Origin of the sequence: Micromonospora sp. NPDC049836 (assembly GCF_044465125.1) — a bacterium.
Classification (GTDB): domain Bacteria; phylum Actinomycetota; class Actinomycetes; order Mycobacteriales; family Micromonosporaceae; genus Micromonospora.
Window position 1 is genome coordinate 84,202 of sequence record NZ_JBITLH010000015.1, and the last position, 26,665, is coordinate 110,866.

Annotated in this window: 20 protein-coding genes; 9 read left to right on the forward strand and 11 right to left on the reverse strand. The window is 75.4% G+C overall.

Annotated elements, in window-relative coordinates; all coding sequences use genetic code 11:
- Positions 1-5: 5 nt before the first annotated feature.
- Complete coding sequence (locus ACIBPB_RS29300; RefSeq protein WP_396842672.1) at positions 6-605, forward strand: hypothetical protein; 600 nt, start codon at positions 6-8, stop codon at positions 603-605.
- Between the two features lie 7 nt (positions 606-612).
- On the opposite strand, the gene ACIBPB_RS29305 is transcribed toward ACIBPB_RS29300, so the two are convergent.
- Entirely contained in the window at positions 613-1,173 is a 561-nt protein-coding gene (locus ACIBPB_RS29305; RefSeq protein ID WP_396842722.1) for a hypothetical protein, read from the reverse strand.
- A gap of 377 nt (positions 1,174-1,550) precedes the next feature.
- On the opposite strand from ACIBPB_RS29305, the gene ACIBPB_RS29310 reads away from it, so the two are divergent.
- Positions 1,551-4,067 (forward strand): FtsK/SpoIIIE domain-containing protein, encoded by a 2,517-nt coding sequence (locus tag ACIBPB_RS29310; protein ID WP_396842673.1) that lies wholly within the window; start codon positions 1,551-1,553, stop codon positions 4,065-4,067.
- Positions 4,064-4,768, forward strand: coding sequence for a hypothetical protein (locus tag ACIBPB_RS29315; RefSeq protein ID WP_396842674.1), 705 nt, complete (start codon positions 4,064-4,066; stop codon positions 4,766-4,768). The genes ACIBPB_RS29310 and ACIBPB_RS29315 overlap by 4 nt, the downstream gene beginning before the upstream one ends.
- Before the next feature lie 65 nt (positions 4,769-4,833).
- Here ACIBPB_RS29315 and folE read toward each other — a convergent pair whose 3' ends face one another.
- The 4 genes from folE to ACIBPB_RS29335 all read right to left on the reverse strand — a co-directional run bounded on the left by folE (position 4,834) and on the right by ACIBPB_RS29335 (position 8,782).
- Positions 4,834-5,499 carry a GTP cyclohydrolase I FolE gene (gene folE, locus ACIBPB_RS29320; RefSeq protein WP_396842723.1) on the reverse strand — a complete coding sequence of 222 codons (666 nt, stop codon included), beginning with the start codon at positions 5,497-5,499 and terminating at the stop codon, positions 4,834-4,836.
- Positions 5,500-5,534: 35 nt separating this feature from the next.
- Positions 5,535-7,544, reverse strand: coding sequence for an ATP-dependent zinc metalloprotease FtsH (ftsH, locus tag ACIBPB_RS29325; RefSeq protein WP_396842675.1), 2,010 nt, complete (start codon positions 7,542-7,544; stop codon positions 5,535-5,537).
- Positions 7,545-7,969: 425 nt separating this feature from the next.
- Positions 7,970-8,545 carry a hypoxanthine phosphoribosyltransferase gene (gene hpt, locus ACIBPB_RS29330; RefSeq protein ID WP_046564182.1) on the reverse strand — a complete coding sequence of 192 codons (576 nt, stop codon included), beginning with the start codon at positions 8,543-8,545 and terminating at the stop codon, positions 7,970-7,972.
- A gap of 99 nt (positions 8,546-8,644) precedes the next feature.
- Complete coding sequence (locus ACIBPB_RS29335; RefSeq protein WP_357316876.1) at positions 8,645-8,782, reverse strand: hypothetical protein; 138 nt, start codon at positions 8,780-8,782, stop codon at positions 8,645-8,647.
- A 150-nt stretch (positions 8,783-8,932) separates the two neighbouring features.
- Here ACIBPB_RS29335 and ACIBPB_RS29340 point away from each other — a divergent pair, with 150 nt between their 5' ends.
- Positions 8,933-9,892 carry a GlxA family transcriptional regulator gene (locus tag ACIBPB_RS29340; RefSeq protein ID WP_396842677.1) on the forward strand — a complete coding sequence of 320 codons (960 nt, stop codon included), beginning with the start codon at positions 8,933-8,935 and terminating at the stop codon, positions 9,890-9,892.
- Here ACIBPB_RS29340 and ACIBPB_RS29345 read toward each other — a convergent pair whose 3' ends face one another.
- The 4 genes from ACIBPB_RS29345 to dacB all read right to left on the reverse strand — a co-directional run bounded on the left by ACIBPB_RS29345 (position 9,893) and on the right by dacB (position 16,097).
- The gene (locus ACIBPB_RS29345; RefSeq protein ID WP_396842678.1) at positions 9,893-11,521 is read right to left on the reverse strand and encodes a gamma-glutamyltransferase family protein; all 1,629 of its coding nucleotides are present in this window, start codon (positions 11,519-11,521) and stop codon (positions 9,893-9,895) included. It lies immediately after the preceding gene.
- Positions 11,522-11,808: 287 nt separating this feature from the next.
- A complete protein-coding gene (gene tilS / locus ACIBPB_RS29350) occupies positions 11,809-12,768 on the reverse strand; it encodes a tRNA lysidine(34) synthetase TilS (protein WP_396842679.1) in 960 nt (319 codons plus the stop codon).
- A gap of 403 nt (positions 12,769-13,171) precedes the next feature.
- Positions 13,172-14,239, reverse strand: coding sequence for a zinc-dependent metalloprotease (locus ACIBPB_RS29355; protein ID WP_396842680.1), 1,068 nt, complete (start codon positions 14,237-14,239; stop codon positions 13,172-13,174).
- A gap of 67 nt (positions 14,240-14,306) precedes the next feature.
- Positions 14,307-16,097, reverse strand: a complete 1,791-nt coding sequence (dacB, locus tag ACIBPB_RS29360; protein WP_396842682.1) for a D-alanyl-D-alanine carboxypeptidase/D-alanyl-D-alanine-endopeptidase — start codon at positions 16,095-16,097, stop codon at positions 14,307-14,309.
- Between the two features lie 154 nt (positions 16,098-16,251).
- Between dacB and ACIBPB_RS29365 the strand changes: the two genes are divergently transcribed.
- Positions 16,252-16,758: an inorganic diphosphatase gene (locus tag ACIBPB_RS29365; RefSeq protein ID WP_046564035.1), complete on the forward strand. Its 507-nt coding sequence runs from the start codon at positions 16,252-16,254 to the stop codon at positions 16,756-16,758.
- Between the two features lie 70 nt (positions 16,759-16,828).
- Here the strand turns inward: ACIBPB_RS29365 and eccD are convergent, their stop codons facing one another.
- Positions 16,829-18,232, reverse strand: a complete 1,404-nt coding sequence (gene eccD, locus ACIBPB_RS29370; RefSeq protein ID WP_396842683.1) for a type VII secretion integral membrane protein EccD — start codon at positions 18,230-18,232, stop codon at positions 16,829-16,831.
- 98 nt (positions 18,233-18,330) lie between these two features.
- Here eccD and eccCa point away from each other — a divergent pair, with 98 nt between their 5' ends.
- The 4 genes from eccCa to ACIBPB_RS29390 all read left to right on the forward strand — a co-directional run bounded on the left by eccCa (position 18,331) and on the right by ACIBPB_RS29390 (position 25,412).
- Positions 18,331-22,329 carry a type VII secretion protein EccCa gene (eccCa, locus tag ACIBPB_RS29375; protein WP_396842684.1) on the forward strand — a complete coding sequence of 1,333 codons (3,999 nt, stop codon included), beginning with the start codon at positions 18,331-18,333 and terminating at the stop codon, positions 22,327-22,329.
- A gap of 87 nt (positions 22,330-22,416) precedes the next feature.
- Positions 22,417-23,811 (forward strand): type VII secretion-associated serine protease mycosin, encoded by a 1,395-nt coding sequence (mycP, locus tag ACIBPB_RS29380; RefSeq protein ID WP_396842685.1) that lies wholly within the window; start codon positions 22,417-22,419, stop codon positions 23,809-23,811.
- A gap of 44 nt (positions 23,812-23,855) precedes the next feature.
- Positions 23,856-24,659, forward strand: coding sequence for a phosphatase PAP2 family protein (locus tag ACIBPB_RS29385; protein ID WP_396842686.1), 804 nt, complete (start codon positions 23,856-23,858; stop codon positions 24,657-24,659).
- 30 nt (positions 24,660-24,689) lie between these two features.
- Positions 24,690-25,412 (forward strand): phosphatase PAP2 family protein, encoded by a 723-nt coding sequence (locus ACIBPB_RS29390; protein ID WP_396842687.1) that lies wholly within the window; start codon positions 24,690-24,692, stop codon positions 25,410-25,412.
- A gap of 39 nt (positions 25,413-25,451) precedes the next feature.
- Here ACIBPB_RS29390 and ACIBPB_RS29395 read toward each other — a convergent pair whose 3' ends face one another.
- Entirely contained in the window at positions 25,452-26,630 is a 1,179-nt protein-coding gene (locus ACIBPB_RS29395; protein ID WP_396842688.1) for a MarP family serine protease, read from the reverse strand.
- Positions 26,631-26,665 lie beyond the last annotated feature (35 nt).

A 26,665-nucleotide genomic window follows, 5' to 3' on the forward strand; every position in this document is an offset into this window, starting at 1 on the left:
CAGGCATGAGCAACCCGCTGCCCGACCCGTTCGCGGACCAGCCCGACTGGGCGCCGCGGCCACCCCGACCCGTCGAGATCGTGCCGGCCGCCGGCCGGACCGACCTGCGCGGCCGGCGGGTGCTGGTCGGCCTGCCCGGCCTCGGCTGGCGCGGTGACCTGCGCGCCGACGAGCGGGTGGTGCAGGGCAGCCGGACGTATGTGCCGATCATCCCCGAGCACGAGTGGTACCGCGCCGAGTCCGAGCAGATCGAGGTCTTCGCGCCGCTGGTGCCGGTGGAGCGGGTCTGGGTGGAGACCGTCGGCGAACGACAGTCGGCGGTCGGGCCGTCTCCCGCCGACCTGCGACTGGTCTCGCTGGACGCGCCCGTGCGCCGGCCACCCGCGCCCGTCTTCGAGGCGGACGCGGTGACCGGCCGCCGGGTGGTGCACGTGACCGGCGTTACCGAGCACCGGGATCTGCGCGCGGTGACCGAGACCTACTCGGGCGCCGACGGGGACATCTGCGTGCGGGTGGCACCGGAGCTGGAGTGGTACCGGTGGGCATGGCGCGGGCAGGCACCCTCCACGCTGGAAGTGCCCGTGCATCTGCTCTGGTTGGAGTAAGACCAGATTAATTGATCTTGCCTGCCCCGCAGACCCTCCAACCATCTTGCTCTACTACCCGGAATTGCCAATCCTCGCGACGGCTGCTCCGGGTTTGACCATCGGCCGAACTGGCCACGGTCAACGTCGTGGTCACGGTCTCACCATCATCGTTCTTCACCGTGGTCAATGGCCCCCAGCTCACGCGAACCACCACACCGAAGTTGTTTTCACGCTGCTCAAGCTCGTTGCGGAGCTCGCGGACGGCACCAAGGTCACCTCCCGGGCCGCAGGCGAATTCCTTGGCTTTGGTGTCGTCGCGATCGACCAGAAACGCGCGGAGGTAGTTGTCCACCACGACGTCTGGGGCGCTCCGGTCCGGGGCGGTCGCGCGGTCGTACAGGATGAAACCCGCCACCGCGCCCGTGCCGCAGAGCAGGGCCAGCACCCCGGCGACGACGGCGAGCACGGTCCGCAGCCGCCGTCGCGGGCGCACCGGCGCCGGAGCGGGCGCGGGGGGCGCCAACTGCTCGGGCGGGGTCCGCTGCGCCGGTACCCGGGAGACCTGGGAACCGGCGGGGGGCTGCACTGATTCCACCTCCTGAGGCTATCGGCTAGGCGGCGCGTACCCAATGCCTCGGATCTGGCGGATCGTGGCGAACCGCCGGCGCGGCGGCCAACCGACGCGGTCCTCGCGGCTGCCGGTCACCGTGTGCCGGCGCGGGCGGCCAGGGCGTGGTCCCCCAGCGACTGCACGTTCGACGCCGACAGGGCGAGGTGGCGAGGCAGGGTGGCGGGTGACGGGCGCACGGGTCCGGCGCGCGAAACGGCGGGTTGGTCGGTACCGGGTGAGGCTGCTCACCCGCGGGGTAAAGACCGGGCGCAGCGCCGATCGACATCCCCGGGGACGGACCCCGGCTGGGATACCGTCACAGCTCGGGAGGAGTGGTCGGCCTCGGGAGAGGGGTGGACGCGATGGCGAGTCCGAAGGCGCGTGCCGCCAGGGCCGCCGTCCTGCACCGGCGGGCGGAGGCCACCGCGACGGCCGCGGCCGCCATCCTCGATGAGATCCGTCCCGCGCCCGCCGACCACCACCGGCAGTACGAGCTGGCGGAGCGGCTGCGCGCCGCCGCCGCGCTTGCCGCGCCGGGCTGGGCGGGTGACCCGTTGGAGCGCCTCAGCGTGGCCACACCGCCGGGGGACGGGCCGCCGCCCCTGGTCCGGGTGGGCACCGCCGCGCCGCTGGACGATGCCCGGTTCCCCGCGCTGGTGCCGTTGCTCGGCAGTGGACACCTGGCGGTCGACGCCGACGCGGCGGATCCTCGGGTGGCCGGGCTGCTGCGGGCGCTGCTGCTGCGACTCTTCGCCGCGACTCCGGCCGGTGCGCTGCTGGCCCGGTCGGTCGACGGCACGGCGGCCACCTTCACCGGGTTCGCGGCGCTGGCCGACGCCGGTCTCCTGCCGCCGCCCGCGACGGATCTGGCCGGGTTCCGGGCGGTCCTGGCCGAGGCCGAGCAGTGGGTGGCCGCCGGCACGGCCCGACAGCGCGGGCACGACCGTACGCTGCTGCTGGTGGTGGCCGCCCTGCCGGACGGCGCCGCCCCCTCGGACCTCGCCCGGATCGAGGAGCTGGCCGCCCGGGGGCACCGGGCCGGGCTGCACCTGGTGGTGGCCGGCTGGTCGGCCCCGTCCCCGCTGCCCCAGGCCACCACGATCGCGGTGCGGACCGCGTACGCGCTGGTCGGTGACCCGCCGGGGGCCGCGTACGGCGGTCCGGGGGCGGAGCCGCCCGGCGGGTTGAACGCCCCGGTCTTCCTGGCCGAGGACCCGCCCGGGGAGCTGGTCGGCGGGGTCTGCCGCCGGTTGGCCCAGCAGATCGAGGACGGCTCCCGGCTGGCCCTCACCGACCTGCTGCCGGCCGATGAGCTGTGGTCGGCGGGCTCGGTCGACGGGCTCTCCACCATGGTCGGTGACGCGGCGGGCCGGCCGGTCAGCCTCGGCTTCACCGAGTTGACCCCGCACTGGCTGGTCAGCGGCCGGTCGGCGGCCGGCCGGTCGGCGTTCCTCACCAACGCGCTGTTCGGGCTGGCCGCCCGGTACGGGCCGGACGAGCTGGTGTTCTACCTCGCGGATCTGGCCGAGGGCGAGTCCTTCGTGGAGTTCCTGCAGACCGAGCGGGACCGCTCCTGGGTCCCGCAGGTCCGGGCCGCCGGGATGGCGGTCGACCGGGAGTACGTGGCGGAGCTGCTGGCCGAGCTGGAGGCGGAGCTGCGCCGGCGGGAGGACGCGGGTCGGCGGGCCGGCGGCCAGCGGTACGCGGAGCTGCGCGAGCACCAGCCGCTGCCCCGGATCGTCTGCGTGATCGACAGCTTCCCGCTGCTGCTGCGGGAGCGGGACCGGCTCGCCACCGAGCTGCTGAGCCGGTTGGACGCGCTGGCCCGCGCTGGCCGGGCGTACGGGATCCATCTGGTCCTGGCCGGCGAGGGTGACATGGGCGTCGGGGGTCCGCGTGATCCGCTGCTCGGCCAGTTCCCGGTCCGGGTGGCGCTGCCCGGCGGGTCGGCGGTGCTGGAGCCGACGAACGACGCGGCGGCCGGGTTGCCGGTGGGCAGCGCGGTGGTGAACACGGCCGGCGGCCTCGGCGGCCCGCGCGGCGCGACCCGGGGTCACGAACGGATGATCCGCTTCCCGGACCCGCACGCGGTTCCGGAGGTCCTCGCCGAGCTGCGGCACCGGCTCTGGTCGGCCCGCCCGGCGGACGCCGCCCCGCCGGTGGTCTTCGCCGGGTACGCCCGGCCGCTGCTCGCGAACGACCCGCGGCACCGGGCCGCGCTGGCCGGGCGGGCGCACACCCCGGCCGCGCTGCTCGGTCGGGCGGTGGACGTGCACCGCAGCACGGTGGCCGTGCCTCTCGGGCCGGCCGCCGGCCGGAACCTGGCCGTGCTGGGGCGGGACGAGGAGGCGGAGCGGCTGCTGGTCACCGCGGTCCGGAGCGCGGCCGTGCAGCCCGGCCCGGCGCGGTTCGTGCTGGCGCCGCTGGCGAACGGGTCGGCCGAGCCGGCCGCGGCGCTCGCCGGCGAGCTGGCCGAGCGGCACGTGGTGCGGACCGTGGACGTGGCCGGACTGCGGGCGGCGGTCGAGGCGGGCGAACCCGGCTACCTGGTGGTCTTCGGGCTGGACGTGCCGGACGCCCGTGAGCTGCCGCCCGAACTGTTGCGCACGCTGCTGCTGGAGGGGCCGCCGGCCGGGCGGCATCTGCTCGGCTGGTGGCGGTCGGTGGCACCGCTGGCCGGGCTGGTCGGCCCGGAGGGTGAGGTCGACAAGCTCACCGCCGTGGTGGTGACGGATGTGCCGGGTGGCCGGTTGGAGCAGCTCTTCGACCGGCCGGTGGCGTGGCGACCCCGGCCGGGCCGGGCGATGCTCTGGGACGGCCCGGGCGAGCAGGGGACGGTTCTGGTGCCGTTCGGGGAGGAGCCGGCGTGACCGAGACCGGTACGGCCGTCCCGGCGTCCCGCCCGGCGGGGCCGGCGACGGCGGCCGACCCGGCCGGGGCGGCCTGGGCGGACTACGTGGCGGCGGCCCGGCAACTGGACGGGGTACGCCGGGCCGCGGCGACCGCCGCCGGCGAGCAGGCCCGGTCGGTGGCCGCCGCCCGCGAGGAGCTGATCGCGGTACGCGAGCGGCTGGCGCCGCAGCAGTCGCGGTTGCGGGAGCTGGGCGTGGCGGCGCTGTCGCTGGTGCCGACCCCGCCGGAGGTCACCGAGTCGGCGCGGGCGATGGCGGGCGGGCCGGCGGCGGTGCTGGCCGCCCTGCTGGCCGCCCGGGGCTGGGCGGAGGCGGCCGACGACACGCTCGCGGCGCGCGGCCTGCCCCGGCTGGCCCGCTGGCCGGCGCGCCCGCGCAACCTGCTGGTGTACGGGCCGCTGGCGCTGCTGGTCCCGCTGGTGCAACTGGTGCTCTTCCTGGCCACCGGCACCGGACCGGTGAGCATCCTGGCGCTGGTGGTCGGGCTGCCGATGCCGGCGGTGGCGTTCATGGCGGGCTGGCTGGCGGTGGGGCGGCTGTTCCGGCCCCGGCCGACCGACCGGGTGGACCGGACGCCGCGGTTCGGCGCGCTGGTCTGCCTGGTCCCGGCGGTGCTGGCCACGGCCGGGCTGCTGCTGGCGATGCTGGCCGGCGGCTGACGTCGGGCGCCCCGGCGCGGCGGCCCCGTCGAGCGGGTCCGCCGTCAGCGCGGTGAGCTGGCCGCTCAGCGGTGGAGGATCAGGGACATCGCCTCGGCGCGGGACTTGGCGTCCCGCTGGAGGCTGCCCCGCACGGCCGAGGTGATGGTCTTCGCGCCGGATTTCTGGATGCCGCGCATGGCCATGCACATGTGCTCGCACTCGAGCACCACGATGACGCCGCGCGGCTCCAGCTTGGTCATCAGCAGGTCGGCGATCTGCGAGGTGAGCCGCTCCTGCACCTGGGGCCGGCGGGCGAAGACCTCGACCAGCCGGGCCAGCTTGGACAGGCCGGTGATCCGCCCGTCCGGCCCGGGGATGTAGCCGATGTGCGCGCTGCCCCGGAACGGCAGCAGGTGGTGCTCGCAGAGGCTCATCACGTCGATGTCCCGGACCAGCACGAGTTCCTCGTGGTTGGCCTCGAAGGTGGTGCTGAGCACCTGCGCCGGGTCGACCCGCAGCCCGGCGAAGAGTTCGGCGTACGCGCGGGCGACCCGGGCCGGGGTCTGCTGGAGACCGTCCCGGTCCGGGTTCTCGCCGACGGCGATCAGGATCTCCCGGACCGCCTTCTCGATCCGGCCGAGGTCGACCGTCTCCTCCACCGGACGTCCGGTCAGCTTGCCGCTGATCAGGCGGGCGGCGACGAAGTCGAGCCCGTCGCCGTCGTCGGGCTCGGTCGCGGAGACGGCCAGCTCCCGGTAGGGGGAGCTGGCCGTCGGGTCGCTGCTCAGTGCGTGCCGTCCGAGTTGCTCGACGGGGCACCGCTGACCGAGGCGCCGTCGGCCTGGGCCTGCGCCTTGAGGGCGTTCTTCTCGGCGGGGGTGAGCACGGGCGGCTCGGTGGAGGGCTGGCGCTTGCCGAAGCCGTGGTACGGGGCCATCGGCGGGCGCTTCGCCACCCGGGCGCAGATCCGGGCCATGTCGGCGGTGGAGAGGGTTTCCTTCTCCATCAGCTCGAGCACGATGTTGTCCAGGACGTCCCGGTATTCCACCAGGATCTCCCAGGCCTCGTCGTGGGCCAGTTCGATCAGCGCCCGCATCTCGCCGTCGATCTCGGCGGCCACCGCGTCGGAGTAGTCCCGCTCGTGGCCCATGTTGCGGCCGAGGAACGGCTCGTCGCCGCTGGTGCCGTACTTGATCGCACCGAGCTTGGAGCTCATGCCGTACTGGGTGATCATCGCGCGGGCCAACTGGGTGGCCTTCTCGATGTCGTTGCCGGCGCCGGTGGTGGGCTCGTGGAAGACGAGCTCCTCGGCGGCCCGGCCACCCAACGCGTACGCCAGGGTGTCGATCATCTCGGCCCGGGTCTGGGTGTACTTGTCCTCGGTCGGCAGGACCAGGGTGTGGCCCAGCGACCGACCCCGGGACAGGATGGTCACCTTGTGCACCGGCGCGGCGTGCGGCAGCGCCCAGGCGACCAGCGCGTGCCCACCCTCGTGGTACGCGGTGATCTTCTTCTCCTGGTCGCTCATCACCCGGGTCCGGCGCTGCGGACCGGCGATCACCCGGTCGATCGACTCCTCCAGGGAGTCATTGGTGATCGCCCGCTGGTCCTTGCGGGCGGTGAGCAGCGCGGCCTCGTTGATCACGTTGGCCAGGTCGGCGCCGCTGAAGCCGGGGGTACGCCGGGCGACCGAGTCGAGGTCGACGTCGGGCGTGAACGGCTTGCCCTTGGCGTGCACCCGCAGGATGGCCTTGCGGCCCTCCATGTCGGGGGCGTCGACCGGGATCTGCCGGTCGAAGCGGCCCGGGCGCAGCAGCGCCGGGTCGAGGATGTCCGGCCGGTTGGTGGCGGCGATCAGGATGACGCCGCCCTTGGTGTCGAAGCCGTCCATCTCGACGAGGAGCTGGTTGAGCGTCTGCTCCCGCTCGTCGTGGCCGCCGCCCATGCCGGCGCCGCGGTGCCGACCGACGGCGTCGATCTCGTCGACGAAGACGATCGCCGGCGCGTTCGACTTGGCCTGCTCGAAGAGGTCGCGGACCCGGCTGGCGCCGACACCGACGAACATCTCCACGAAGTCCGAGCCGGAGATGGAGTAGAACGGCACGCCCGCCTCGCCGGCGACCGCCCGGGCGAGCAGGGTCTTACCGGTACCGGGCGGGCCGAAGAGCAGCACGCCCTTCGGGATCTTGGCACCCAGGGCCTGGTACTTCGCCGGGTTCTGCAGGAAGTCCTTGATCTCGTGCAGTTCCTCGACGGCCTCGTCCGCCCCGGCCACGTCGGCGAAGGTGGTCTTCGGCGTGTCCTTGGTGATCATCTTCGCCTTGGACTTGCCGAAGTTGAGCACCCGCGAGCCGCCGCCCTGCATCTGCGACATGAAGAACAGCAGCAGGAGCACGAGCAGCGCGATGGGGAGGAGGTTGACCAGCAGGCTCACCCAGATGCTGTCCGAGGAGACCTTGGTGTCGGCCGGGCCGGTGATCCGGTTGGCCGCCTTGGCCGCCAGGACCTCGTTCCAGACCTGGTTGCCCACCTCGTACGGGAACTGGGCCTCGATCCGGTCGGTGGTGGTGTCACCGAACTTGGTCTTCTGCGCGAGGTTGAGCTGGAGCGTCTGCTCCTTGTCCTGGAAGACCGCCTTTTCGATCTTCGCGGTATGGAGCTGGTCGAGCGCCACCGACGTGTCCACGCGGTGGTAGCTGGGGCCAGCCGTGAAGACTTGACTGAGCAAAACGGCGCCGAGGATGACCAGGATGATCCAGACCACCGGTCGGCGGAAGAAACGCGTACGTTCCATGCTGTCGTCGGGCGCCGGAGCGCCCGCATCCTCCTGATCGACGTCCTGACCGTCTGAATGGTGTCGCCGCCTCGGGCGGCGCCGTAGCCGCCGTGCGGGCCGGCCCCGACCCCGGGGCGCGCCAACTGCCGCGCCACGGTCATTCGACGGTACACCGTGCGCGCGAGAAGTGAGCTTGCGAGCCCCGCAGTCGCATACATCCGGAACATCGTTCGGGCCAGATGTGAGCGTGCGGGCCCGGCGCTTACGCGTACGGCGAACCCGGGTCTGAGCCGGCGTGACGAGGACTCCCCGCCCGACCTTCCGACCGCCCGGTCACGCGGTGCGAGGGGTCGGGCATGGAGGGTGCCTCCACGCCACCGGCCTCTACCGTAGTCCGGAAGGCTGAGAGCCCGCTGAATGTCCGCTTGACGGACCCCGGACGATCAGTTGCGGGCGTACACCTCGGGCTTGAGCACGCCCACGTAGGGCAGCTCCCGGTAGCGCTCGCCGAAGTCCAGGCCGTAGCCGACCACGAACTCGGTCGGGATGTCGAAGCCGACGTACTTGACCGGGACCTCGACCTTGATCGCGTCCGGCTTGCGGAAGAGCGCGACCACCTCGACGCTGGCCGCGGAGCGCGACTCGAGGTAGCGCAGCAGCCAGGAGAGGGTCAGGCCGGAGTCGACGATGTCCTCGACCACCACCACGTGCCGGCCGGCGATGTCCCGGTCCAGGTCCTTGAGGATGCGGACCACGCCGGAGGAGGTGGTGCCCTGGCCGTACGAGGAGATGGCCATGAAGTCCAGCTCGGCGGGCGGGCCCTGGCGGCCCAGCGCCCGGGCGAAGTCGGCCATGAACATGACCGCGCCCTTGAGCACGCAGACGAGCAGGAGACCGTCGTCGACGTGGGCATAGTCCGCGGAGACCTGCTTGGCCAGTTCCGCGGTCTTCTCGCGGATCTGCGCCTCGGAGATGATCACGTGGTCGATGTCGGCGTCGTACCAGGAGCCGTCAGCCATGCTCCTAGCCTGCCGTACGCCGGATGGCCGCCGTCGGCGGGGCCGCCCCATTTGGCGCGGTCCCACCGCGGATTTTCGGCGCAGCTGGCGCAAATCATCTCAGCAGGTGCGGGAGCGCCAGCGGCGGCCGTCGTCGGTCGGCTTCCAGTCGGCCGAGTCGCGGCTGTCGGCGGTCAGCCCGGTCGCGCTGGCGGCCAGGAGGAAGAGGAGGAAGAGCAGGAGCAGGAGGACGGTCATGGCGGCGCTCGCTTTCGCATGGTTGATGTCGATTTCGCCGCCGGTGCGCACCGGACACCAGCAAGTCTGCGCCCGACCGCACCGGCCGGACAGTGGCAGAGATGCCAATGCACGTCGATTTCCTGCCACCTCGTGGGTTACCCTCGTCACATGCTTCGCTCGGTCGCCGTTCTCGCCCTCGACGACGTCGCCGCGTTCGAACTCGGCGTCCTCGCCGAGGTGTTCGGCACCGACCGCACCGCCGACGGCTTCCCCGGCTACCGGTTCGACGTCTGCACGGCCGACGGTGCCCCGGTACGCAGCCGCTCCGGCTTCCTGGTCACCCCGACCGCCGACCTGACCCCGTTCGAGGACGCCGACCTCGTCGCGGTGCCCGCCCACGGCGAGGGGGCACCGGTCCCCGAGCCGGCGCTGGCCGCGCTGCGCCGGGCCGCCGAGCGGGGCGCCTGGGTGTTCAGCGTCTGCTCCGGGGCGTTCGTGCTGGGCGAGGCCGGGCTGCTCGACGGGCGCGACTGCACCACCCACTGGCAGCACGTCGACGACCTGCAACAGCGCTTCCCGGCGGCCCGGGTGCGGTGCAACTCGCTCTACGTGCAGGACGGCCGGCTGCTCACCAGCGCCGGCACCGCCGCCGGGATCGACGCCTGCCTGCACCTGGTCCGCCAGGCGCACGGCTCGGCCACCGCCACCCGGCTGGCCCGGCGGATGGTCGTCCCGCCGCACCGCGACGGCGGCCAGTCCCAGTACGTCGAGGCGCCCATCCCTAAGGCGCCGGAGGCGCCCACCCTGGAGCCGGTGCTGGAGTGGCTGATGGGCCACCTGGACCGGACGGTCAGCGTGGACGAGTTGGCCCGCCGGGCCGGGATGGCGCCCCGGACCTTCGCCCGCCGGTTCCGCGCCGAGACCGGCACCACCCCGCACGACTGGCTGACCAACCAGCGGGTGCTGCTGGCCCGGCGGCTGCTGGAGGAGACCCGGCTGAGCGTGGAAACCGTCGCCGGCCAGGCCGGCTTCGGCGACGCCGCCGCCCTGCGGCACCACTTCACCCGCCGGGTCGGCACCACCCCGCAGGCCTACCGGACCACCTTCCGGGAACGCGCCGAGGCCTGATCACCAGCCCAGCATCGCCCCGTCCACCCGCGACTCCGAGCCGGCCACGTACCCGCCCGACGGGTGGCGCCAGATGGCCTGTCCGTACCCGAAGACGGCCGGCTGGTCCGCCACCACCACCTCGTGGCCGCGGGCCCGCAGGGCGTCCACCACCGCGGGATCGAGGTCGGGTTCGACCAGCACGATCCGCCCGGCGTGCCAGTACCAGCGCGGGGTGTCCAGGGCGGCCTGCGGATCCCGCCCGGCGTCGACGGTGGCCGAGACCAACTGCACGTGCCCCTGCGGCTGCATGTGCCCGCCCATCACCCCGAACGGGCCGACCGGCGCCCCGCCCCGGGTCAGGAACCCCGGAATGATGCTGTGGTACGGCCGCTTGGCCGGCCCCACCACGTTCGGGTGCGCCGGCTCCAGCCGGAACCCGAGGCCCCGGTTCTGCAACGCGAAGCCGTACCCGGGCACCACCACGTGCGACCCGAAGGCCATGAACGTCGACTGGATCAGGCTGACCATCATCCCGCCCGAGTCCGCCGTGCAGAGATAGACGGTGCCGCCGCGCTCCGGCTCGCCGGCCACCGGATCCCCGGCCCGCTCGGTGACCAGCGCCCGGCGGCCCGCCGCGTACGCCGGGTCCAGCAGGGCCGCGGTCGGCAGGTCGGCCCGCTCCGGGTCGGCCACGTACGCGTGGGCGTCGGCGAAGCCGAGCTTCACCGCCTCGATCTGCCAGTGCAGCCGCTCCTCGGGGGAGAGCGCGGCCAACTCCACCCCGTCCAGGACGTTCAGCGCCAGCAGCGCGGCGATCCCCTGCCCGTTCGGCGGCAACTCCCACACCTCGTGCCCCCGGTACCGGACACAGACCGGGTCGACCCAGGTCGAGGTGTGCGCGGCGAGATCGTCGCCGGTGAGGAAACCGCCGGTCCGGGCCGCGTGCCCGTCGATCGCCGCCGCGATCCGCCCCCGGTAGAAGTCCGCCGCCCGGCTCTCCGCGATCCGCCGCAGCGTGCCCGCCGCCTCCGGGTTGCGCCACCGCTCCCCCGGCCCGGGGGCGCGGCCGTCCACCGTGAACGTCGGCGCGAACCCGGCGTACTCCGCCCCGGCCAGCCCGGCGTGCCCGGCCACCCCGTAGGCCCAGGTGGCGGCGGTACCCGGGGCCACCGGGAAGCCCTGCTCGGCGTACCCGATCGCGTCGGTGAACAGCTCGGCGAAGGGCAGCGAGCCGAACCGCTCGTGCAGGTCCCGCCAGCCGGCCGGGGCGCCCGGCACGGTCACCGGCAGCCAGCCCCGCGCCGGCATCACCGGCCCCACCGCCTGGGCCCCACCCAACGCCTCGACCGGCTCCGCGCCCCGCCGGTCGGTCGCCGTCAGCACCAGCTCACGGGTCAGCGCCGCCGGGGACCGCCCGGAGGCGTTCAACCCGTGCAGCCGCTCGCCGTCCCAGACGATCGCGAACAGGTCGCCCCCGATGTCGTTGGAGGGCGGCTGCACCACGGTCAGGGTGATCGCGGTGGCCAGCGCCGCGTCGACGGCGTTGCCGCCGCGCCGCAGCACGGCCAGACCCGCGGCCGCCGCGAGCGGTTGGCTGGTCGCGACGGCACCGTTGGGGGCCAGGAGCGGCTGTCTGGGGTACGCCATGCGCCCCTGTCTACCGCCTCCGGCGGCTCCCCGCGAGACCCCCCACCCGCGCCCACGACGGCCGGCGCGCTCACGACGTGCGGCATCTCGTGGCTTCCTTCGCGGCGGAAGGGCCGGATTGCCGCAACCGGAGTTGATCACGCCAGGGGTGGGCGTGCCTGACCGGAGTCGATCTCGCGGCGGGAAGGGCGGGGTGGGACCGTCCCGGTCCAGGACGGGTCGCGGTGGGCGGGGCGGTCAGTGGGTGAGGCGGTTGGCGCGGCGGCGATCGCGGTGGGCCGGGGGGGTCAGCGAATGAGGCGGTTGGCGCGGCGGCGGACCGGCAGGCCGCCCGGCAGGTGCACCGGGCCCTGGCCGTGCCAGTCGGTGACCAGGGCGTCGAGCGCGGCGACGTGCCGCTGCGACAGGGCGGCCGGCGCGGCGCCCAGCTCGCGGGCCCAGGCGTGCAGCACCCGGGTGCGTACCGCCGCCGGGAGCGCGGCCAGCGCGTCGACCGAGAGGCCGCCCTCGGCGCACCGGGCGTCGGCGAGCGCGGCGCCGGCCAGGTCGTCGAGGGCGGCGGTGTCGGCGGCGAGCAGCCGGGCGGTCCGGGCCAGGTTCGCCACCACCCCGGGGCCGAGCGCGTCGACCAGTGCCGGGAGCAGGTCCGCCCGGACCCGCGAGCGGGCGTACGCCGGGTCGGTGTTGTGCGGATCCTGCCACGGACGGAGGCCGAGGGCAGCGCACGCCGCCCGGGTCTCCGCGCGGGCGACGTCGAGCAGCGGGCGGAGCAGGGGCACCCCGGCCAGGTCCCGGCGCGGCGGCATGCCGGAGAGACCACGCGGGCCGCCGCCCCGGGCCAGCGCCAGCAGCACCGTCTCGGCCTGGTCGTCCCGGGTGTGGCCGAGCAGCACCGCGGCGGCGTCGTGCCGCCGGGCGGCGTCGGCCAGTGCCTCGTACCGGGCCGCGCGGGCGGCCGCCTCCGGGCCGCCGGGCCGGCCCGGGACCCGCACCGGCACCGCCTCGACCGGATCGAACCCCTGCTCCCGGGCCCAGGCGGCGACCGCCCCGGCCCGCTCGGCGGAGCCGGGTTGCAGGCCGTGGTCGACGGTGACCAGGCCGGCCCGGCGGCCGAGGCGGGGCGCCAGGAAGGCGGTCGCGGCGGCCAGCGCGAGGGAATCGGCACCGCCCGAACAGGCCACCAGCACCGGCCCGGCCCCGGGCAGCCCGGTCAACGCCCGGCGCACGGCGAGCCGGACGGCGGCCACCGGCGGAGCGAGGGGGGCCCGGACACCGGCCGCGTTCCGCGCCGGTGCACCCGACCCATCCGCCGCATCGCCCTGCCTCCGCGCCTGGCCAGCCCGCGAGCCCGGCCCGCTCACCGCGCCCAGATCGTGCGGCTCCCCGGCCCCGGAACCCGGTCCACTCACGCCCGGGCCGTGCGGCTCCCCGGCCCGCGGACCCGGCCCACTCACCGCGCCCGGCCCGTGCGGCTCCCCGGCCCGGGAACCCGGTCCACTCACGCCCGGTCCGTGCGGCTGCTCGGCCCGCGAACCCGGCCCACTCACCGCACCCGGTCCCCGCGGCGTGCGGCGCGCGTGCGGGGCTCGTTCGCCGTGCGGGCGCGGGGCCGGGAACCCGGACCACTCGTGGTGCTCACCGGGGGGCGGTTCAGCCGGCGGTCGGGGTGGCGCCGGCCGGCCCGTGCACCCGGGCCACCCAGGCGTCCGGGTCACCCAGCTCGTCGAGCCGGGGCAGGGTCAGCGGCGAGGAGAAGATCTTGTTGAAGCCGGCCATGCCGACCCGGTCGACGACCCCGTGCACGAACTTGCGGCCCTCGGCGTACTGGCGCATCTTGACCTCGACGCCGAGCAGCCGGCGGATCGCCTTCTCCAGCGGGTTGCCGGACTCGCGGCGGCGGTTGAACGCCGCCCGGATCGACTCGACACTGGGAATGACCTGCGGGCCGACCCCGTCCATGACGAACTCGGCGTGCCCCTCCAGCAGGGTCATCAGCGCGGTGAGCCGGTCGAGCACGGCCCGCTGCGCGGGGGTCTGCACGATGTCCAGCACGCTGGCCCGGCTCTCCGGGTCCTTCACCGCCTCGGAGAGGGTGGCGATGCCGCGCCGCAACCGCTCCAGCAGGTGCTCGCCGGCCTGCGCCGCGTCGACGAACGCCTGCACCTCGCCGAGGAAGTACGCGCGCATCCACGGCACGGCGGTGAACTGCGTCCGGTGGGTGACCTCGTGCAGGCAGACCCAGAGCCGGAAGTCCCGCGGGTCGGCGCCGAGCTTCCGCTCCACCTCGACGATGTTCGGCGCGACCAGCAGCAGCTGGCCGGGGTCACCGGCGAAGACCTCGTACTGGCCGAGCACCCGGCCGGAGAGGTACGCCAGCACGGTGCCGGCCTGCACCCCGGTGAGCCGGGACCCGATCGCCTCGGTCAGCGGGCCGGGGCGTTTGTCGCCGGACAGGCGGCTCACCAGCGGGCTGATCACCTCCCGCAGCCCGGCGATGTTCGCGGCCGCCCAGTCCCGGCGGTCCACCACCCGGACCGGTGGGTGCGTCACCTGGGAGCGCAGCCCGGTGTAGTCGGCGACGTGCCCGGCCGCCTCCTCGGTCAACCGTCGCAGCTCGCCCACCACGTCGGTGGCCTCGGCGTACGACACCCGAGGGCCCGACTTGCCCAGGGCCCCCGCGGTCGCGGCGGCCAGATCCCAGTCCACGAACTGCGCCATGGACCCACCGTACCCGCGCCGCGACACCCCAACCGGAGATCGACGGCGGTCGCAGCGGCTCAGCGGCTCAGCGGCAGCCGCAGCGGGCCAGCGCGGAGGTGATCCGGTCGAGCGCCTGCCGGGTCGCATCGAGGCTGCCCCCCGGGGTCCGGTCGGTCAGTACGGCGAAGGTGAGCAGCCGACCGTCGGCCGTGGTGACCAGCCCGGCGATCGCGTTCACCCCGGTCAGCGTGCCGGTCTTGGCCCGGACCACGCCGGCACCGGCCTTCGTCACCGACGCCTGGTAGCGCCCGTCCAGGGTGCCGGACCAGCCGCCCACCGGCAGGCCGCCGAAGATCGCCGCCAGCTCGGGATGGCTGCCGTTGCCGGCCAGCGTGATCAGGTCGGTGAGCAGCGAAGGGCTGATCCGGTTGGTGCGGGACAGCCCGCTGCCGTCGGCCAGGGTGATCTCGTCGGCCGGCAGGCCCAGCTCGCCGAGCACCTGGTCGGTGGCGGCCGCCCCGCCGGCGAACGACGCCGGCTTGCCCTTGGCGAGCGCCACCTGCCGGGCCATCGCCTCCGCGATCACGTTGTCGCTGTCGCTGATCATGATGTCGACCAGGCGGACCACCGGCAGCGACTCGACCTTGCCCAGCTCGCTGCCGGGAGCCGGCGCGCCGGTGGCCGAGGCGCTGGCGGCGGCCGGCGCGGTGCCCCGCTTCACCTGGGCGTCCGCGGGGAGGCCGAGCAGTTTGGCGAACTGCCGGCCGGCGGTCAGATCGGGCTGCGGGACCCGCTCGGCGGCGTGGTTGGTGTCCTCGGCGGTTCGGCGGGCCTCCGCCGCGTCCCGCCGGGCACCGTCGGTCATCAGCGCGGTGATCGCCGCCCCGAAGCCGCCGGTCGGGATGTCGGCGTCCCAACCGGGCTCGTACACCGGGCCGGTGAAACGCGAGGAGTCGACGATGACCCTGGTCGGCGCGGTGCCGCCGAGCGCTTTGCGGACCTGGGCGGCCAGGTCGTCGAGCCGGGCCGCGCCCGGGTAGAAGCCGTTCTTGTCGACCGCGAGGGTCGGGTCGCCGCCGCCCACGAGCACCACCTCGCCGGGGTTGGCGCCGGCCACCGCCCGGGTCGGGATCCGGTACGCGGGGCCGCGGGCGGCCAGCACCGCCACCCCGGTGGCGAGCTTGGTCACCGAGGCGGGCACGGTCGGGGTGTCCTGACCGGCGCCGTAGAGCTGCTGGCCGGTGACCACGTCGGCCACGGACAGGTGCACCCGGTCGCCGAGCGCGGCCGCGCCGACCAGCGGTTGGAGCGCGGCGCGTACCCCGTCGGGGGTCGGTTGGGGCGCGTTGGCGTCCGGACCGGCGAGCACCGCCGGCGGGTCGGGCTCGGGTGGCCGGGCGCCGGCGGTCGGCGGGCCGGCCTCGCTCCCCAGCCAACCGGCCACCGGTCCGGGGCGGACCACGGCGAGCCCGACGCCGGCCAGGACGAGCACCAGCACCGTGGCGAGCAGCGCGACCAGCCGGCCGCGTCGGGGCCGCGCCGGCGGGGTGGGTGGGGCCGGTGCGGCGCCGTAGGGCGGGACGGGCGGGCTGACCGGGATGCCGGTGGCGTCCGACCCGGGCCAGCTCACCGGGGCGGCCGGGCCGGCGGAAGCCGCCCCGTACGGGCGGGGATCGGCCGGAGCGGTGCCGTACGGACGGGGGTCGGACGGACCGGCGGCGCGGCCCACCGGGGCGGACCCGGCGGCCGGACCGGGGTGGCCGACAGGGCTGACCCCCGGGACCCGGACCCGGCCGGTGGCGCCGCCCGAAGTGGAAGGGCCGGAGTTCCGCCCGTCAACCCCTTCGGGGCGGTAGTGTGAATCTTCCCTCCCCACGACCCCCTCCTCCCCCGCGTCGAAGCGCCCTGGGTGACACTACTTCGGTCCGAACACTATGCGGTTGCCAGAGCCGGCGGGTGGGCATTCACCTGGGCGGGAGCGGCGCCACTGGTTCCGTTAGCCAGCGTGGGCAAACGAGGGAGCGTGGGAGATGGATTTCGACGTCACGGTTGAGATCCCGAAGGGGCACCGCAACAAATACGAGGTCGACCACGCGACCGGCCGGATCCGGCTGGACCGCACCCTCTTCACCTCCACGCAGTACCCGGCCGACTACGGCTTCATCGAGGGCACCCTGGGCGAGGACGGCGACCCGCTGGACGCCCTGGTGCTGGTCCCCGAGCCCACCTTCCCGGGCTGCCTGATCCGCTGCCGCACGATCGGCATGTTCCGGATGACGGACGAGAAGGGCGGCGACGACAAGGTCCTCTGCGTGCCCTACGAGGACCCGCGCCAGGAGCACCTGCGGGACATCCACCACCTGGGTGAGTTCGACCGGCTGGAGATCCAGCACTTCTTCGAGGTGTACAAGGACCTGGAGCCGGGCAAGTCGGTCGAGGGCGCGACCTGGGTGGGCCGCACCGAGGCCGAGGCCGAGATCCAGGCCTCGTACCAGCGCGCGCGGGAGGCCGCCGAGCGCGGCGAGACCCTGCACTGAACTGACCTGACCTGCGTCGCCGGGCCCGGGCCGCTCAGCCGAGCGACCCGGGCCCGCGCGCGTGGGCGGCTCAGCCGAGCAGACCGCGGGCCCGGTCGTAGAAGTCCAGCACCGCGCAGGCCACCGGGACCACGGAGACCACCAGCGCCGTGTCCGTGAGGTCGGCCAGCCGACCGAGGTACGGCGAGACCGGCCGCCGGGCGTACGTGGCGCCGGCCGGGACGGCGATCAGGGCCAGCAGCAGCCCGCTGACGGCCAGCGCGAGCCGCCCGGCCGGCGTGCCGCCCTGGACGAGAACCGCGCCCAGCAGGGCGTACCCGGTGAGGCCGGCGGCCACGGCGGGAACCCGGTGGCGGACCGCCACGAAGAGCCGGCTGCGCAGCAGCAGCACGGCGCAACCGACCGCGGCGAGCAGCCGGCCGGCCGGCCCGCCCGTGCCCACCAGCACCGCGGTGGCGGCGACGGCCAGCACGGCGTGCCCGAGCAGCAGCCCGGTGAGCACCTCCTCGGTCCGGGCCACCGCGGCGTGCACCCGCCCCCGGTCGGGCAGGTCGCGCGCGCCGTCCGGCCCGGCATCGGCGGTACCGGCCGGCAGGGTGACCGGCGGCAGCGGGACCTTGCCGAGCCGTAGGGCCAGCAGCGGCAGGCCGCCGAGGGCGAAGACCAGCACGGCGAGCAGCACCGCGGCGGTGCCGGCCGGGTCGAGGAGGAGCCCGCCGAGGGCGGTCGCCGCGCCCGCCGCGCCGGTGGCCGCGCCGGCCACGAAGATCCGGGCCCGGCTGGCCACCCCGAGCAGGCCGAGCACCGACACCAGCAGCAGGCCCACCGCGCCGGCCAGCAACTCGGGGGCGCCGACCCAGCGCAGTGGCCCGGCCGGGCCCACCGGGTCGCCGGAGCTCACCGCCAGGGCGCCGGCCGCGGCGGCGTACGGCAGGGAGTACCCGCCGAGGGCGGCGCCGGCCGGCCCGTCCCCGTACGCCCGGGAGGCGGCGGTGCCGGCGAGCACCAGCAGCAGCGCGACCGCGGCGGCGACCGGCCAGCCGGCCGGTTGCCCGGGCCCGGCGGTCAGCACGGCGGCCAGGCCGACGGCCAGCGGCACGGCCGCCCCGGCCAGGGTGGCCGCCCGGGTGGCCCGGGGAGACCAGGCGGCGCCCCGGCGCCGGGCCCCGTCGGCGATCACCTCGACCACGTCGTCGTACTCCAGCTCCGGCCACTCGGCGCGGGCCGGCACGAGGTGCAGCACCTCGCCGTCGCGGATCCCCTGGGGCAGCAGCGCCTGGGCGGTGGCCAGCACCGCGCCGTCCGTACGGCGCAGCACCCAGCCGCCGTGCCGCTCCCCGTCGTCGGCCAGCCCGTCCCCGGCGTGCCGGAGCACCTCCGGCAGCAGTTCGGCCAGCGGAACCTGCTCCGGCAGCGCGACGTCGACCCGCCGCTGCGGGGTGCTGATGGTGACCCGCGCCAGCCCGGTTGTCATCGAGGCATCTCCATATCGAACGGTACGGGTGACTGACGGACGACAGGACTTTACCTACGATGAGCCAGGCTCGGGTTACCCAGAGTGGGGGAGGTTGGGTGTCCACTGTCGTCATCCGTCGGCCGCCGCGCCGTCCGGCGCCGGAGATCCCGGCCGGCGAGCTGCCCGTCGAGGCGCCGCCGGAGATCCCCGTGCTGGCCGGCGGGCGCTGGCAGCAGGCGTTGATGGTGCTGCCCATGCTCGGCGGCACGGTCGCGATGGCGATGATGTTCGGCCGGGGTGGCGGGGCCTACGCGTACGTGGTGGGCGGCATGTTCGGCCTCTCCTCGGTGGCGATGCTGGTGACCTCGTGGGGCAGCGCCGGGCCGAGGAAGTCGGAGCTGATGGCCGCCCGCCGGGAATACCTGCGCCACCTGGCCGCGCTGCGCCGCCGGGTCCGGGCCACCGCCGGGGCGCAACGGGCCGGGCTGTACTACCGGCACCCCGACCCGGGCCGGCTCTGGTCGACGGTGGACAGCCACCGGGTCTGGGAGCGGCGGCCGGGTGACCCCGACTTCGCGGTGGTCCGGGTCGGGGTGGGCCCGCAGACCCTGGCCACCCCGCTGGTGCCGCCGGTCACCCGGCCGCTGGAGGAGTTGGAGCCGATGACCGCGGGGGCGCTGCGGCGCTTCCTCGACGCGTACTCGGTGGTGCCCGACCTGCCGGTGGCGCTCTCGCTGCGCAGCTTCGCCCGGGTCTTCGTCCGTGGCCCGGGCGCGGGACACCGCCGGGCCGGCGGGGCCGACCCGGCACGGCACGGGGCCGGCGGCCGGGACGCGGGTTCGCCGGCGGCGCAGGCGCTGGCCCGCGCGCTGCTCACCCAACTCGCCGTCTTCCATGCCCCGGACGAGCTGCTGATCGCGGTCTGCGCCGGCCCGGAGCGGCGCGCGCGCTGGGAGTGGGTGAAGTGGCTGCCGCACGCCCACCATCCGCGCCGCGCCGACGCGCTCGGCCCGGTCCGGCTGGTCACCAGCTCCGCCGCCGAGCTGGAACGGCTCCTCGACGACGTGCTGGCCAGCCGGTCCCGGTTCAGCCCGGCCGGCCCGGCCACCGACGGCCCGCACGTCGTGGTGCTCCTCGACGGCGGCGACCTGACCGGGGCGACCGGCCTGGTCGGGGACGGCGGCATCGACGCGGTCACCGTGCTGGACCTGGACACCCCGCCGCCCCGCCTGCTCGACCGGTACGCCCTCCTGCTCGACCTGGTCGACGGGCGGCTGCACTCGTACTCCGCCGAGGGCCACGCGGAGGTCGGCGCGGCCGACGCGCTGGCGCTCGCCGACGCGGAGGCGGTGGCCCGCCGGCTGGCCCCGCTGCGGCTGGCCGGCGCGGTACGCGGCCCGGACGCCCCGCCCGGCGCCGAGCCCGGCCTGCCGGAGCTGCTCGGCCTCGGCGACCCGGAGAACTTCACCGCCGAGCAGGGCTGGGCGCCCCGGGCCGCCCGGGACCGGCTGCGGGTGCCGATCGGGGTGGGCGCCGACGGCGGCGCGATCGAGCTGGACCTCAAGGAGTCCGCGCAGGACGGGATGGGCCCGCACGGCCTGCTCATCGGCGCCACCGGCTCCGGCAAGTCGGAGCTGCTCCGCACCCTGGTGCTCGGGCTGGCCGCGACGCACAGCTCGGAACAGCTCAACTTCGTGCTGGTCGACTTCAAGGGCGGGGCCACCTTCGCGCCGTTCGAGCGGCTGCCGCACACCGCCGCGGTGATCACCAACCTGGCCGACGCGCTGCCGCTGGTGGACCGGATGGTCGCCGCGATCAACGGCGAGCTGATGCGGCGCCAGGAGCTGCTCCGCCGGGCCGGCAACTTCGCCGGCCTGCGGGACTACGAGCGGGCCCGGGCCGCGGGCACCCCGCTCGCCCCGCTGCCGTCACTGCTGCTGATCTGCGACGAGTTCTCCGAGCTGCTCTCCGGCAAGCCCGACTTCATCGACCTGTTCGTGCAGATCGGCCGGCTGGGCCGGTCGCTCGGCGTGCACCTGCTGCTGGCCAGCCAGCGGCTGGAGGAGGGGCGGCTGCGCGGGCTGGACACCCACCTGTCGTACCGGATCGGGTTGCGCACCTTCTCGGCGCTGGAGTCCCGGACGGTGCTCGGCGTGCCGGACGCCCACGAGCTGCCCCGCAGCCCAGGGCACGGCTACCTGCGCGCGGGCACCGACCCGCTGGTCCGGTTCAAGGCCGCGTACGTCTCCGGCCCGGTCCGTCGTCGCACCGGCCCGGACGGCGGGGCCGGCGGCGGCGCGTCCCGGCTGCTGGCCTTCTCCACCCATCTGGTGCCGGTCCCCGAGCCGGCCCCGGCCGCCGCGCCGCCGGCCGAGGAGGACCGGGAGTCCCTGCTCGACCTGCTGGTCGGCCGGCTGGCCGGGCAGGGTCCGCCGGCGCACCAGGTGTGGCTGCCGCCGCTGGACGGCTCGCCCACGCTCGACGAACTGCTCGGCGCGGTCGGCGCCGACCCGGCCCGCGGGCTCACCGTGGCGAACCCGGAGCTGCACGGCGCCCTCCAGGTCCCGGTGGCCGTGCTGGACAAGCCCTTCGAGCAGCGCCGGGACCTGTACTGGCTGGCCCTGGAGGGTGCCGCCGGGCACGTGGCGGTGGTGGGCACCGCCCGCAGCGGCCGGTCCACCCTGCTGCGCACGCTGATCTGCGCGCTGGCCCTCACCCACACCCCGGCCGAGGTGCAGGTCTACTGCCTCGACTTCGGCGGTGGGACGCTCGGCGCGCTGCGCGACCTGCCGCACGTCGGCGGGGTGGCGGGGCGGGCCGACGACACCGCGGTGCGCCGGACCGTCGGGGAGATCACCACGCTGCTCGCCCGGCGGGAGCGGCACTTCGCCGAGGCGGGGGTGGAGTCGGTGGCGGCGTGGCGACGGCGGCGGGCGGCCGCGCTGGCCGGCGGGCAGCCGGGCACCGACCCGTTCGGCGACGTGTTCCTGGTGATCGACGGCTGGAACGCCCTGCGCAGCGACTACGAGGAGCTGGAACCGCTGGTCACCGAGCTGGCCACCCGGGGCCTGACGTACGGGGTGCACGTGGTCGCCAGCGCCTTGCGCTGGTCGGACTTCCGGCCGGCGATCCGGGACCTGTTCGGGTCCCGGCTGGAGCTGCGCCTCGGTGACCCGGCCGACTCGGTGCTGGTGAAGCGCCCGGTCGCGGACAGCGTCCCGGAGCAGCGGCCGGGGCGGGGCATCGCCCCGGGCGGGCTGCACTTCCTCGCCGCCGAGCCCACGGTCGCCGCGCTGGGCTCCGGCACGGCGGACCTGGTGAAGGCGGTCGCCTCGGCGTGGGCCGGCCCGGCCGCGCCCCCGGTACGCCTGCTCCCGCCGGTGCTGCCCTACGCCGCGCTGGACCACGCCGCGACCAGCGGGCTGGCCTTCCCGATCGGGATCGCCGAGGCGGACCTGCGCCCGGTGGTGCTGGACTTCGCCGTGGAGCCCAACTTCGTGGTCTTCGGCGACGCCGAGTGCGGCAAGTCGTCGTTCCTGCGGGCGCTGGCCACCTCGATCGTCAACCGGTTCGCCCCGGACGAGGCCCGGGTGATGCTGGTGGACTACCGGCGCAGTCTGATGGGCGCCATCGAGAGCCCGCACCTGATCGGGTACGGCACGGCCGCCCCGCACACCACCGAGCTGATCGAGTCGGCGGCCGGCTACCTGCGCGGCCGGCAGCCGGGGCCCGAGGTCACCCCGGCGGAGCTGCGCAGCCGGTCGTGGTGGACCGGGCCGGAGCTGTTCGTGCTGGTGGACGACTACGACCTGGTGGCCGGTGGGCCGTCGAACCCGTTGCGGGCGCTGGAGGAGCACCTGCCGCACGCCCGGGACGTCGGCCTGCACCTGGTGCTGGCCCGCCGGGCGGCCGGCTCCGGCCGGACCTCGTTCGAGCCGATCGTGCAGCGGCTGCGGGAGCTGTCCACGCCGGGCCTGGTGATGTCGGGCGGCCCCGAGGAGGGGGCGCTGGTCGGCCAGGTCAAGGCGGGTCCGCTGCCTCCGGGGCGGGGTCGGTTGGTGACCCGGCGCGACGGCGTACGGCTGGTCCAGCTGGCCCACCTGCCAACGGGATGAACGGTGTCACCGACTTGCACCGTGGCGTACGCGAAAACCGGTAATCTCCGAGCAGCATGATGCTGACGCGATGAATGGCTGGGGAATGTGAGCAGGGATCGGCAGGGTGGCCGGACGGCGGCCCGGCGGCTCGCCGGGCGGGCGCTGCTCGGCGCGGCGGCCGCGGCGGTCGCCGTGGCCGGCCCGCCGGCGCCGCCCGCGCACGCCGCTCCGGCCCGGTCGGCCGCGCTGGCCCAGTCACCGGCGCTGGCCCGGTCGGCCGTGTCACCGGCGTTGGGGCGGACGGCCGCGCTGGCTCCGGAGCCCGGCTGGGTGGCGCCGGCCGGGGTGCCGACCCGGAGGGACCAGGTCCGCGAGGAGCAGTGGCAGCTGGACGCGCTCAACGCGAAGGCCGCCTGGCAGATCTCGACCGGTCGCGGCGTGGTGGTCGCCGTCATCGACTCCGGTGTGGACGGTTCCCACCCGGACCTGGCCGGCCAGGTGCTCCCCGGCGTCGACCTGGTCACCCCGGACGGGTCGGAGGGCCCCGACCCGGTCGGGCACGGCACCACGGTCGCCGGCCTGATCGCCGGGCGCAACGACGACGACCGGGGCGTGCTCGGCCTGGCCCCGGACGCCCGGATCCTGCCGGTCCGGGTGCTCGACGACGAGAACCGGTACGACGACGCGATGATCGTCGCCAAGGGAGTGCGCTGGGCGGTCGACCACGGGGCAAGGGTGATCAACCTGTCCCTCGGCGGCAGCGGGACCAGCCCGGCCCTGGCCGCCGCCCTCGACTACGCCTTCGCCCGGGACGTGGTGGTGGTCGCCTGCACCGGCAACCTGGCCACCTCGAGCAGCCCCAAGGTCTGGTACCCGGCCCGGGAGCCGGGGGTGATCGCGGTCGCCGGCCTGGACCGCAGCGCGAGGAACCTCTGGTCCGGCTCGATCACCGGGCACGAGACCGTGCTCACCGCCCCGGCGACGGCGCTCTACGGCGCCCGCCCCGAGGGGTACTGGCGGGTACAGGGGACCAGCTTCGCGTCCCCACTGGTCGCCGCGGCCGCCGCGCTGGTCCGGTCCCGCTGGCCGCAGATGTCCGCCGGCGAGGTGGTCAACCGGCTCATCAGCACGGCCCGAGACCTGGGCCCGACCGCACGCGACGACCGGTTCGGCTACGGCATGGTGGACCCGGTGGCCGCGCTGACCGTCGACGTACCGCCGGTGTTGAGCAACCCCCTGGACGACAACGACCCGCCCGGGGTGGTCGGCTTCGGCCGGGCGCCGGGCGCCGACCGGGACACCCGGGCCGCCGTGGCCGGGCAGGGTGGCAACCCGTTCGGCCTGCCCGGGCCGACGCAGCAGGCCCGGTGGTCGGCGCGGCCGGCCGGCCAGCCGGACGACAGCGCTCCGGACCGGCTCTGGACCGGCCTCCCGCTCCTCGTCGCCCTGGTGACCGGCGCGGCGCTGATGGTCCGCCGGTTCCGCCAGAACCGCCGCTGACTCCGGCGGTCTGGTCCGGGCCCGGGGTGGGTAGTGGTTCGGCCATGGACGTACGGGACACGGGTGGGCAGGTGACGGAGGCCGGACGGTCCTGGCGGGCGCGGCGACTGGACCGGGACGCTTCGCTGGGGCTGCGGCTGACCCTGGCGGCCGTCGCGGCGTTCCTGGTGCTGGTGCCGTTCTCGCTGCTGGCGCTCCTGGTGCTGGGCGCCTGGCCGCCGCTGTCCCGGCTGGACGCGTCGGTCACCGACACCCTGCACCGGTATGCGCTGGACCATCCGGGCTGGGTGCGGGTGATGAGCGTCTGGACGGACGTCTTCGGTCCCGGGCCGTTGCGGGTGGCCGCCGCCGTGCTGGTGGGCTGGCTGCTGCTGCGCCGGGCGCCCCGGCTGGCGCTCTGGGTGGTCACCACGATGGCCGTCGGCGGGCTGCTCGGCGCGCTGCTCAAGCTGCTGGTGGGGCGGCACCGGCCGGACCTGCTCGACCCGGTGGCCCGGGCGGCCGGGTTCTCGTTCCCGTCCGGTCACGCGCTCAACGCCGCCCTGGCCGGCGGGGTGCTGCTGCTGGTCTTCCTGCCGTACACCCGGCAGCGGCGGGCGCTGCGCTGGGCGCTCTGGACGGTGGCCGTGCTGATCACGGTGCTGACCGGGCTGAGCCGGATCGCGCTGGGCGTGCACTGGACCAGCGACGTGCTGGGCGGCTGGCTGCTCGGCGTCGCGGTGCTCGTCGCGACCACCGCCGCGTTCTCCACCTGGCGGACGCGGATCGGCCGGCGGCCGGTGTCGACCGCCCGGGAGGGGGTCGAGCCGGAGTTGGCCGAATCGGACCCGGATCGGCCGCACGCGTAGTCCGGCCCCGCACGGGGTAATGGCCGGCCCATGTCCAATGTCGCACTCCAGGTCGCCCGGCGGATCCTGCTGCCGGTTGCCGTGCTCTTCTCCGTCATGGTGGGGCTGGGCCTGCTGGTCACCCGGGTGCTCGCGAAGACCTGGCCGTTCACCGTGGAGGACGCGGTCAACCGCGAGCTGGCGGCCGACCGGTCCGCGGGGTGGAACGACGTGTCGCTGGTCTTCAGCACGGTGGCCAGCACCCAGGTGATCGTGGCGGTGACCGTGCTGGCGGCGCTCGTGCTGCGGCTGGTGCTGCACCGCTGGCGGGAGCCGCTCTTCCTCTGCGCCGCGGTGACCGCGCAGGCGCTGGTCTTCCTCTTCACCACGATGGTCATCGACCGGAACCGCCCGGCCGTGGAGCACATGGACTCCTCGCCGCCGACGTCCAGTTTCCCGTCCGGGCACACCTCCGCGGCGACCGCGCTCTACGTCGGCATCGCGCTGCTGCTGGCCCTGCGGGCGCGGAGCACCCCGGCCAAGGTCGCCTGGTGGACGCTGCTGGTGCTGGTGCCGATCGGGGTGGCGGTCTTCCGGATGTACCGGGGCATGCACCATCCGAGCGACGTGCTGGCGTCCTTCCTGAACGGCGCCACCTGCGTGGCGATCATGGCCCGGTCGCTGCTGGACCGCACCGTCACCTGGGGGCGGGCCGCGCTGCCGGCCCGCCCGTCCGGCGACGGGGTCACCCCGGCCGGCGCGTCCGCCGGCTGAGCGCCCGGCCGCCGTCGGGGTCGGTGCCCGCCGCCGCGCTCAGGTGCACTCGCCGGTGCCGACCGCCCGGGTACGCTCCGCGCCGGCCAGGGCCACCGGGCGGGCCTCGCCGGCGGTCACCGCGAAGCCGGTGTTCGGGTCGTCGGCCGCCGCCGCGAAGATCACCCCGAGCACCAGCCCGTTCGAGGAGACCAGCGGGCCGCCGGAGTTGCCGCTGCGGACCAGCGCCCGGATCGTGTAGATCTCCCGGGTCACGTCGCCCGACGAGTAGATGTCCGGACCGGTGATCCGGTCGACGTCCCGGATCCGGGCGGGCCGGGCGTCGTACGGGCCGTCGAGGGGGAAGCCCAGCACGATGGCGTCCGCCCCGCTGCCGGCCTGGCCGGCGGCGAAGCGCAGCGACGGGCCGGGCAGCCCGGGCACGTGCAGCACGGCCAGGTCCCGCGCCGGGTCGTAGACGACCACGTCGCCGTCGTACCGCTCGCCGCGCAGCTCCACGGCGACCGAGCGGGTGCCGGCCACCACGTGCGCGTTGGTCATCACCCGGTCGTCGGCGTACACGAAGCCGGAGCCCTCGATGCGACGCGAGCAGCTCGGCGCCGAGCCCAGCACCTTCACCACCGCCCGCTGGCTGCTCTGCACCACCTGCGAGCCGGCCAGCCGGGGGTCGGGCGGGGAGACCTGGCGGGCCCGGGTCGGCGCGAGGTCGCCGAAGACGTCCGGGAAGCCGTTGGTGTCGACGGTGTCCCGCAGCGCCGTGGAGAGCTCCTGCGCCTTGTCCGGCAGCACCCGGTCGACCACGGTGAGCAGGGCGCTGTTGCGCACCGAGGAGGCCAGCCAGGGCAACGACGACGAGCCGAGCGGCACGGCGACCAGCCAGGCCACCAGCATCACCGCGAAGACCGAGACGAGCGCGCCGCCGACGTCGTCGAGCCGCTTGGCCAGCTCGTTGGTGATGGTCTGGCGCAGGTGTGAGCCGATCCAGCCGGCCAGCGCCTGGCCGAGCACGGCGAGCCCGAAGACCGCGACGAGCGAGATCAGCACCCGGGTGCCGCTGTCGGTGAACTGCCGGGCGACCAGCGGGCCGACCTGGAGGCCGACCAGCGCGCCCAGGAAGAACCCGGAGAACGACAGCGCGCCGATGACGAAACCCTGGCGGTATCCGCTGATCGCGAACACGAGCATGAGCAGGAGCAGGACGAGATCCACCGCGGACACGCCCCCAGGGTACGGGCACCGGGCTCGGCGATGGC

Bases quoted from the DNA above. Each gene is read 5' to 3' on its own strand.
- ACIBPB_RS29345 (WP_396842678.1), bottom strand. From the start codon at position 11,521: ATGGCGTACCCCAGACAGCCGCTCCTGGCCCCCAACGGTGCCGTCGCG.
- ACIBPB_RS29300 (WP_396842672.1), top strand. From the start codon at position 6: ATGAGCAACCCGCTGCCCGACCCGTTCGCGGACCAGCCCGACTGGGCG.
- ACIBPB_RS29335 (WP_357316876.1), bottom strand. From the start codon at position 8,782: ATGACCGTCCTCCTGCTCCTGCTCTTCCTCCTCTTCCTCCTGGCCGCC.
- ACIBPB_RS29340 (WP_396842677.1), top strand. From the start codon at position 8,933: ATGCTTCGCTCGGTCGCCGTTCTCGCCCTCGACGACGTCGCCGCGTTC.
- ACIBPB_RS29385 (WP_396842686.1), top strand. From the start codon at position 23,856: ATGGACGTACGGGACACGGGTGGGCAGGTGACGGAGGCCGGACGGTCC.
- ACIBPB_RS29355 (WP_396842680.1), bottom strand. From the start codon at position 14,239: ATGGCGCAGTTCGTGGACTGGGATCTGGCCGCCGCGACCGCGGGGGCC.
- ACIBPB_RS29365 (WP_046564035.1), top strand. From the start codon at position 16,252: ATGGATTTCGACGTCACGGTTGAGATCCCGAAGGGGCACCGCAACAAA.
- hpt (WP_046564182.1), bottom strand. From the start codon at position 8,545: ATGGCTGACGGCTCCTGGTACGACGCCGACATCGACCACGTGATCATC.
- eccD (WP_396842683.1), bottom strand. From the start codon at position 18,232: ATGACAACCGGGCTGGCGCGGGTCACCATCAGCACCCCGCAGCGGCGG.
- ACIBPB_RS29390 (WP_396842687.1), top strand. From the start codon at position 24,690: ATGTCCAATGTCGCACTCCAGGTCGCCCGGCGGATCCTGCTGCCGGTT.
- ftsH (WP_396842675.1), bottom strand. From the start codon at position 7,544: ATGGAACGTACGCGTTTCTTCCGCCGACCGGTGGTCTGGATCATCCTG.